An 8,114-nucleotide genomic window follows, 5' to 3' on the forward strand; every position below is an offset into this window, starting at 1 on the left:
TCCGCTCATGCTTCGCGTCTCCGCTCATGCTTCGCGTCTCCGCTCATGCTTCGCGTCACCGCCGTGCGTAATCCCGCCTCGCGCTCGCTTGCGCTGCGGCCTCGTCGTCGCTCCTGAACACTCCGCTTTCCGCCGGGCTGCCATTCAGTCACGGCACAGGCCGAACCTGTATTCATCTTTAACAGCGGAGATTATGTATATGCACACTTCAACCCCTGACTTTCAGCCCGCGCGTGTCCTTGATGGCTACGTGTGTCTGAGTTTCCTGCCCGCCCTGTTTGGTGACGACTGCATCCGCGCCGAAAACAACGTATACCTCTACGCCAGCCGTTATCTGGACGGGTATGACGGCGGTGTGTGGGCGTACGCTGCGCTGCCGGAGGGCGGCGGCTTTATGAAACCGGAGGGGGAAGAACGCTGGCATTTCATCAACCCGCTCAATGGCGCTGATTTCAGCCTGGGCAGTGAGGCGGCGGGGATTGTCATCACTGCCCTGGTGCTGAACCACCGGAGCTGGATGTATGACCGCCACGATGAAGAGGAAATGTGTCGCCTGTGCTGCCACCGCCATCGTCAGTTAATGACGTATGCCGGAACCCACCCGGAAGCTGCCGCCATTTTCCGCGCCCTTAACTGAACACCACCGGGGCGGCGCTGCCGCCCCCTGATGAGAGACAAACACATGTACGGAACCGTGAACGCGCTGTGCGTGAAACTGACTGAAAAATACACCCCGGACGAGCCGCTGGCGCTGATTGTCTGGTCAAAAGAGGACGTGCTGGCCTGTCTGGACGATGACAGCGTGACGGAAGACACCGCCGCGCAGATTGTCGGCCTGATTGCCGGACTGGACGGACTTCACGAGGGCGGCGTGGGCGTGGAAACCCTGCTATGTCTCCTGGAGAACCTGCGCGCGGAAGAAGCCCGACAGCGCCAGATTACCGTCCCTGCCGTTGCGCTGGAAAAAGTGATGGCGCTGGCGGGGGAATTTCTGCGCATGGAAGAGATTCAGGGCGGGGAGGGAGCGGCGCAGCGTCTCTACCCGGATGAGGCCAGCGCGCTGCGGGCACTGCGCGAAACCCTGGGACGATAACACACCGGGCAGGGACGCCCGGAGCCGTTCTGCGGCCGCCTGAAAACCCTGCCGCTGCGCGGCGGTGCGGTTATGCAGTGTCACGGGTTTTGTTGCAGATCCTGTCGGGATTAATGCGGCTTTACGGCTTCTGATGTGTGTCTTGGTGAGTTTATGCCGTTCAGGACAGGTAAACCGCCGGGGCATGGCCCCCTCCGGCTTCCTGTCCGTACCGGCCGGGGCGTCGAGCCTCACTCCGTTAAGCGGCCGCGCAGCGCCCGCCAGGCGCCGCCAAACCCGCAGGCGGTTCGGGCCTGACGGCTGGAATCTGATGGCGAAAATCAACGGCTGCTGATGGCTGCCGTCATCGCTTTCATTGCCCTGGAAAAAGCCATCTTTTGCTCAGCAGCCAGCCGGCGTTGCGGGGTGAAAATTCCAGTCAAGCCATGATATCTTGTTCAATATCTTGAGAAATTGATTAATCTTAATACGGAGTTGTTATGGCTATATGGGGAGTGAACTTGGATGAGGCTGAGCTGGTTTCGGACGCTATTGTAACAATATTTAATGATCTTAAAACTAATGAGGATGCGTTGCGAGATATCTCTGAAGATAGTCATTATTATAGGCATTTAAAGGAATATTTCCAAAGTTGGTTAAAATTTCTTCAATATTCAAGTGAAATTCCTGTGGGTACGTATTTTTATAGGGTTAGACCTCTTGATTCAGAAAACATAAATGGAGTAGATAATATTTCTGGACTAAAATACCCGCGCAATGGGAGTAGATACGGCAGAATGAATAATCATTCGCTCAACGTTATGTATGCTTCGTACCATGAATATACAGCCATAGCCGAATGCCAATTGAAAGAAAATGCTGATTTCCAATTAACAAAGTTCAAATCCCTAAAGCCCATAAAAGTGTTTGAGTTAGGTTTGTTTTCTAGGTTGTATTTTTCTACTCCGCGTGATTCTACACTTTTCAAGGATCAGGTAAGGGGGCTTTTCAATATGGATGACGTTCCAGATTCAACTATTCGTGGATTTGCCGCGCTGGAGTCAGGATTGATGGATGGTCTGTATGCGGTAGAGGAGTCTCGTGAAATTGCGTATTACTTATCCTCGGTAATCTCAGACGCAATATTTACCGAGTTTGAATATATTGACGCAATTAAATACCCATCATTACAACAGCGTTTTGGTGAGAATTTCAGTTTTAGAGAAAATGTTGCGGACGAGCTAGATATTTCGTACACATGTGTAAATAAAATTAGCAAGGTATACAAAAGCGGTACTTATAAATATTACACAAGACTGGAATGTATGGACTTCACTACAGATATTCTTGAGTATAAATTGGTTTCTGAAAAGAATGACACCACATACAGATAATATATAAAAATATTATATGCTTTGAACGCCATAATAAGCACATTCTTTGTCAACCCCTTCTTAATATGGCCCCCCTTCGGCTCCCCGTCCGTGCCGGCCGGGTCGTCGAGCCACACTCCGCTAAGCGGCCGCGCAGCGCCCGCCAAGCTCCGCCGAATCCGCGTTGCGGTTTCGGGCTGTTCGCTAGTGTCTGATGGCTGAAGGTCAACGGCACGCTTGCTGCGACCGTGCCGGTCGCGCCGCGTCCACCGCCCCGGCGGTGCCGGTACTTTAAGGGCGCAACGCCGTTCCGCCGTTGCGGGTGTGTGCATTCTGTCACTTCGCCGGTGGCCATCACCCTGACGTTCTCACGCGGAGGGCTGGTCGTAGCACCGTCATCCGCCTTCCGGAAGGGTACGCTTCGCCGTTCCTCGCCCGTTCGCACTCGCCGAAAATCCGGCTCGCTTGCGCTGCGGCCTCCGGTGACGCCCGTCCTTCAGTCGTCTGCCGTCACCACTTTGCCCTTTGCCGCGAGAGAACTCACCAGGGAGATGGATTAACCATCGACGAGGAGAAAACCTGAATGCACACACATAACATCAAAACCGCCGCTCAAGAATCTTCCAGGAAGATGGGAGAAAAAGACACGCCTGAAGAAAATGCGCGCCAGGCGCGGAACCTGATCAGAAAGCTGAACAGGTTGCAGGACGGGATCACTGTATTTACTGCCTCTGTGTCAGCAGAAGGCGATGTGCAGATTGAAATCCGTCGCTTTGGCGTCTTGGTGTGGCATGCCTGGTCATTTGAACCAGATTTTTTAAGCCATCTCGAAGCGAACCTGCTGAGCGTTCAGCAGAACTGAAACCCGATCACCACAGGAGAAATACGATGAAACCGTCCCTTACTGCCACAAAAAACGCGGTCGGACAGTCCGCCGATATGCTGCCGCTGCTGCGCATCCGTCTGCCGGATAACTGGACTGCCGAGTTTGACAATGTGGACACCCGTTTTAACGACTGCTGCAACTGGCAGGTGATGAACGGCTCCGAGCGCGTTCTGTTCAGCACCCGCATGTACCAGCGTTTTTCCGATATGAAGTCCGGTGTGATTGCCACCGTGGATGTCTGTGAGGGGAGTTCTTCTGATTCAGACAAGCGCCAGGCGGAAGCCGGAAAGAGGTTACTGGCAGTGCTGGACAAATACCCGTCCTTTGCCGCGCTGGCGAAACATCCTGATCGCCTTAACTGATTAAGCGCCGTAACCGGAGGGCAATCCGGCTACGGCATAACCACCACCGTAACTGTGAGGAAACAATAATGGTCAGTACGAATACTACGGCGAAACCCGCCACCAAATCCACCCGTAAAAAAGTGAGCGCGGAGGTGCTTGCCGCCGAAGAGGCGCTGCGTCTGGCTCCGGTCGGCTACGCCCCTTTTTCCCGCTTTGTGGAGTCTGAATTCAACGCCCGCATCATTAAACACACCGACGAGGAAATTGCCGCCTACGCCGCGTCAATCAAGGCGCTGGGGATCCTGCATAACTTGATTGTGGTCGAAAACGACGATGGCACCCTGGGTGTGGTGTGCGGCAACGGACGCAGACGCGGCACCGGGCTGCTGGTTGAGCAGGACGTGATCGGAGCCGATGAGCCGTTTATCCCTTACAAAGTCATTCCGAAAGAACTGGCGCGGGCGGCCTCCCTTGCGGAAGACAGCCATAAAGCCATGCACCCGGCAGAGCAGATCATCGGTTTTCGCGCAATGGCCGCAGAAGGCAGCACCCCGGCGCAGATTGGTGACCTCTTCGGCTTTTCCCCCCGCCACGTCCAGCGCATCCTGAGCCTGGCAAACCTCGCGCCGGAGCTGCTTGAGGAACTGACCCACGACCGCATTACCCTGGAACTGTGTCAGGTGATGACACTGGAGCACGATCAGGCCCGTCAGCTTGAAATCTGGAACAAAGCCAGAGAGACGTTCGGCAGTGGTATGCCGTATGTGTCATGGCTGAAATCGCAGATCAGCAATATCAAAATTAACATGACTACCGCCCTGTTTCGCTTTGTGGGTGAGGAAGCCTATCTGGCAGCGGGGGGAATTATCGATCGCGACCTGTTCAGCGATGAGGGGGAGGGCTTTGCTGACCGTCTCCTGACCGAACGGCTGCTGCGGGAAAAACTGGCGGCGGAGGCTGAGCGTCTGAAACAGGAAGAGGGCTGGGCGTGGTGCGACAGCCGGATGGACGAATTACGGGAAGACGCGGAATGGCGGCTGCCGGAACCGGAACTGACGGCTGAAGAAGAGGCAGAAATCCAGAAGCTGGACGAACAGATCGAGGTGTGTGAGACGGAGGATGATGAAAACAGCCTCCAGCAGCAGATCGAGGACATTGAAGAAGCGGCCATGATGCGCATGTTCACCCCGGAATTTAAGGCGTCGCACGGTGTTGTGGTGTCCTGTGAGTGCGGTAGTTACAACGTCCAGCGCGGCGTGAAACATGTGGACGCCACGGAGGACAGTGGCACCGACACTGGCGATGCAGGAACGGAGAGCCGGTTGCCGGAAACCACCGGGAAAACCCTCGCATACACCTCAACCCGCTCCCGTATCGAGGCGGATAAGTACTCTGAAAAACTGGTCAAAGCCATGTCGTCAGAACGTACCCTGGCGGTACAGGCGGAGCTTGCCGGAAAACCGGACATTGCCGTCGCCCTGCTGGTCTGGACGCTGTGTCGCGAGGTCTTTGGTGCCAGACACAATCACCTGGTGAAGCTGCCACTGGATATAACCCTGCGTCAGCAGTGGGCACTGCACACGGATGCACCGTCCGGTGAAAAGGGGCTGGGATTTAGCACGCTGCTGAAGATTAAACGCGACCTGAAAGCCGGACTGCCGCCTGAGTGGGAGAAAGATTTCACCTGGCTCCTGACCTGGCCGGTTGACCGCCTTCATGCCCTGCTCGGTTTCTGCATCGCCACGGGTATCAGTGGTCAGCAGGGGCGGGAAATGGGTTACACCCGCGCCAGTAAGCTGGACAACCTTGAAGCCGCGATGGGCTTCGACCTGCGCGACTGGTGGCAGCCGGGCGCTGAGAACTATTTCGGCAGGATCAGCAAAGACCAGATTGGCGATGCGCTGGCCGAAGCCGGGTGCGAAGACCGCGCCCGTGAAGCGCTGAAACTGAAAAAAACAGAGGCCGCCTTACTGGCCGAAAAAACGGTTGCCGAAACCCGCTGGATTCCGGGCTGGATGAAACGGCCGGAACCGGCGGCACAGCAGGACACCGCTGACGCCAGCAACGTCACCCACACTGACTACGCCGCATAAACAGGAGACGGTTGCCCCCGCCGGGGCAACCGGGAAAAAACAATGACAAAATACACTCTCGCTGTACTGAATGGCATGCTCCCGTCTGAACTGGAAAGCGTGCGGGATGGTGATGACGAAGAACGCCGCCAGCTTAGTGATACCGTCATCAGCCTCATTTCCATGCCCACAGGCTGGCGCGTGAATGCGGAATATCGTGGCGAATTTGGGGGCGGATTTCCGGTACAGGTGCGCTGGACGCCGGATGAAAACGGCGACTTCAGTCTCTGTCTGTGCAGCCCGTCAGAAATGGCGCTAACCTGGTCGCTGTTTATTGTGGCTCATGACGGCAGCGTGAACCGCGTGCTGTATCATGCCGGGGTACTTGAGCCTCACCTCATCAGCGACATTCTTAAACAGATAGCTGTTATGCGCAGTTTTAACTGCGCACCGGCAACAATTGCTGAATTGCTGACCGGGGAGGATGCAGCATGATCCCCGCCTCACATTCACTCGTTACCCTCAATCCGGCCCGGCAGGCTGCTCTTCAGGCCATTGCTGAGGTGGAGCAACGCCGTGAGGAACGCAAACGCCTGCCTGACGATAACCCGGTGACACGGGCATTCATGCGGCGGCTGACAGGTCAGAGCCGTCTCACGCACAGGACGGCCAGACTGATTCCGGGGCTGGCATGGGATCCATCCTTTAAGCTCTGGACACTCAGGAAACTGGAAAATGCGCTGGAGCGGCTTCTGGTGAGTCAGGGGGAGCACTGTTTTCCCCCCTTGTCGGAGGCGGTGCAGCAGTGTCTGTTCCCGGACGTGGTCTGGCGTAACACATCCCGCGCGGAAAAACGCGCGAAACTGCGCTGGCACAAGGTACAGCGGCAGGAAGATAAACGCCAATGCCATGCGGCCATGCTGCATCAGAGTCTGGTTGCGCGCGCGCGGGTTGCTCTGAATTTTCAGTCCCCGGAAACGGTGGGGGCATGGTATTCGCGCTGGTCGGAAGAACTGCACGAATACGAACTGGCATCGATGTTCTGGCAGTGGCGTTACCGTTTTGCTTCGCTGGACAAACTCCTATGGCACCGGGACGCTGGCGACCCTCTGTGGGTGGTGTTCTCCGTCCTTAGGGACATGGTGAGGGCGCAGCCAGACGGCCTGCGTGCGGCTGAACGCTGGTGTGTACCCGATAAGCTGAGTCACTCAGAAGGGAGGTGCGCAAATGCTTGCTAAAACTCTGACCCTTGCTGACAGAGAAGCACTGGAGAAGATGCCTGGCGGCTGGTTTATCCTCCGGGATGTGCCTTCCCTGCTTAACCGGCCAGCCTGGCGGCTTGAGCGTCTGGTCAGTGCGGGAGTTGTGCAATCCCGCATTCGCGGAACGTATCCCGATTATGTCATGGAGTACCAGGTACTAAGCGCTGAGGAAGCACCCGGTGAGACACGATAATGTCAGGCCGTGCCCGTTCTGCGGATGCAATGTTATCCGTGTTCGCAGGTTGTCCGGGTATTTCCGGGCATCATGCTGCGGCTGCGAGTCCACTGCCTCATTTCAGGAAAGTGAACAGGAAGCTGTAAATCGCTGGAACCGGAGAGTCAACGACACACACGAATCGGGAGCAATCTGTCAGGAAAAGGTATGAAAAATCAGCGAAACTGATTGCCTGAGCCTGGTGGGAGTGATGCGGGTTGAGGTATAATGGCGGTGGCGCTTGAGGCTTTTTGCCTCATGATGTTCAGGTGGTTTGTCGCCTTGTTGTGAGGCAGAAAGAAGAAAGCCCCGAAGGTAATTTTTCAATTAACCAACAGGGCCAACTCTATGTCTCGACAACATCAGAGTAGCCGTTTACCCGCCGTAAGGCAAGGAGAAGAGGCTATGAAGCTGACACCCAACTCTTTCATATGGTGCGTTCTGATAGTGTGTCTCACACTGCTGATATTCACCTGGCTGACGCGAAAATCGCTTTGCGAAATTCGCTACAGAGACGGAAGCAGGGAGGTGGCCGCTTTAATGGCTTACGAATCCGGTAAGTAGCAACCTGGAGGCGGGGGAAACCCCGCCTTTTCAGGGCTGATGGCGTCGGAGTCTGCCTAAAGCGCCTTTACAATGGGGCTGTCAGTATCCGCTGGCAGTCCCATTTTCCTTCCGGCGCGACCGCAAATTCCCGGAAGGGCGTTCCCCTACGGAGAACGGGGCAGGGCGGATGCGCCTGCGGCGCTCCCGCTTTTTCCCCTCCGCGTCCTCATCTGCTCCTTCCCTGTTGTTGTGCTCCGTTTCACCCTTATGCTGTTCCTGCTGTTCCTGCTGTTCCTGCTGTTCCTGCTGTTCCTGCTGTTCCTGCTGTTCCTGCTGTTCCTGCTG

General features: G+C 55.9%; 11 protein-coding genes and 1 pseudogene. All 12 read left to right on the forward strand.

The features are described from left to right. Positions 1-199: 199 nt before the first annotated feature. Complete coding sequence (locus DK872_RS25595; protein WP_161518980.1) at positions 200-637, forward strand: antirestriction protein; 438 nt, start codon at positions 200-202, stop codon at positions 635-637. Positions 638-682: 45 nt separating this feature from the next. Continuing rightward, a complete protein-coding gene (locus DK872_RS25600; RefSeq protein WP_161518981.1) occupies positions 683-1,093 on the forward strand; it encodes a DUF1380 family protein in 411 nt (136 codons plus the stop codon). A gap of 479 nt (positions 1,094-1,572) precedes the next feature. After that, positions 1,573-2,466, forward strand: a complete 894-nt coding sequence (locus tag DK872_RS25605; RefSeq protein WP_161518982.1) for an RES domain-containing protein — start codon at positions 1,573-1,575, stop codon at positions 2,464-2,466. A gap of 562 nt (positions 2,467-3,028) precedes the next feature. Beyond that, on the forward strand, positions 3,029-3,307 hold the full coding sequence (locus DK872_RS25610; RefSeq protein WP_161518983.1) for a hypothetical protein: 279 nt from the start codon (positions 3,029-3,031) through the stop codon (positions 3,305-3,307). A gap of 26 nt (positions 3,308-3,333) precedes the next feature. Beyond that, positions 3,334-3,693 carry a hypothetical protein gene (locus DK872_RS25615; RefSeq protein ID WP_161518984.1) on the forward strand — a complete coding sequence of 120 codons (360 nt, stop codon included), beginning with the start codon at positions 3,334-3,336 and terminating at the stop codon, positions 3,691-3,693. A 68-nt stretch (positions 3,694-3,761) separates the two neighbouring features. Beyond that, positions 3,762-5,768 (forward strand): ParB/RepB/Spo0J family partition protein, encoded by a 2,007-nt coding sequence (locus tag DK872_RS25620; RefSeq protein ID WP_161518985.1) that lies wholly within the window; start codon positions 3,762-3,764, stop codon positions 5,766-5,768. Between the two features lie 42 nt (positions 5,769-5,810). After that, the gene (gene psiB / locus DK872_RS25625) at positions 5,811-6,242 is read left to right on the forward strand and encodes a conjugation system SOS inhibitor PsiB (protein ID WP_161518986.1); all 432 of its coding nucleotides are present in this window, start codon (positions 5,811-5,813) and stop codon (positions 6,240-6,242) included. Beyond that, a complete protein-coding gene (locus DK872_RS25630) occupies positions 6,239-6,985 on the forward strand; it encodes a plasmid SOS inhibition protein A (protein WP_161518987.1) in 747 nt (248 codons plus the stop codon). Before psiB ends, DK872_RS25630 begins: the two co-directional genes overlap by 4 nt. Further along, positions 6,975-7,202, forward strand: a complete 228-nt coding sequence (locus DK872_RS25635) for a hypothetical protein (protein ID WP_161518988.1) — start codon at positions 6,975-6,977, stop codon at positions 7,200-7,202. Before DK872_RS25630 ends, DK872_RS25635 begins: the two co-directional genes overlap by 11 nt. Then, a complete protein-coding gene (locus DK872_RS27855; RefSeq protein WP_161518989.1) occupies positions 7,189-7,395 on the forward strand; it encodes a Lar family restriction alleviation protein in 207 nt (68 codons plus the stop codon). The genes DK872_RS25635 and DK872_RS27855 overlap by 14 nt, the downstream gene beginning before the upstream one ends. Before the next feature lie 176 nt (positions 7,396-7,571). Further along, positions 7,572-7,724, forward strand: a pseudogene (locus DK872_RS28060) (Hok/Gef family protein); the annotation flags it as partial. Continuing rightward, a complete protein-coding gene (locus DK872_RS27705; protein ID WP_367890317.1) occupies positions 7,673-7,783 on the forward strand; it encodes a DUF5431 family protein in 111 nt (36 codons plus the stop codon). The pseudogene DK872_RS28060 and the gene DK872_RS27705, both read left to right, overlap by 52 nt. Positions 7,784-8,114: the final 331 nt, after the last annotated feature.

Source organism: Kosakonia sp. MH5 (genome assembly GCF_009935945.1).
GTDB lineage: Bacteria > Pseudomonadota > Gammaproteobacteria > Enterobacterales > Enterobacteriaceae > Kosakonia > Kosakonia radicincitans.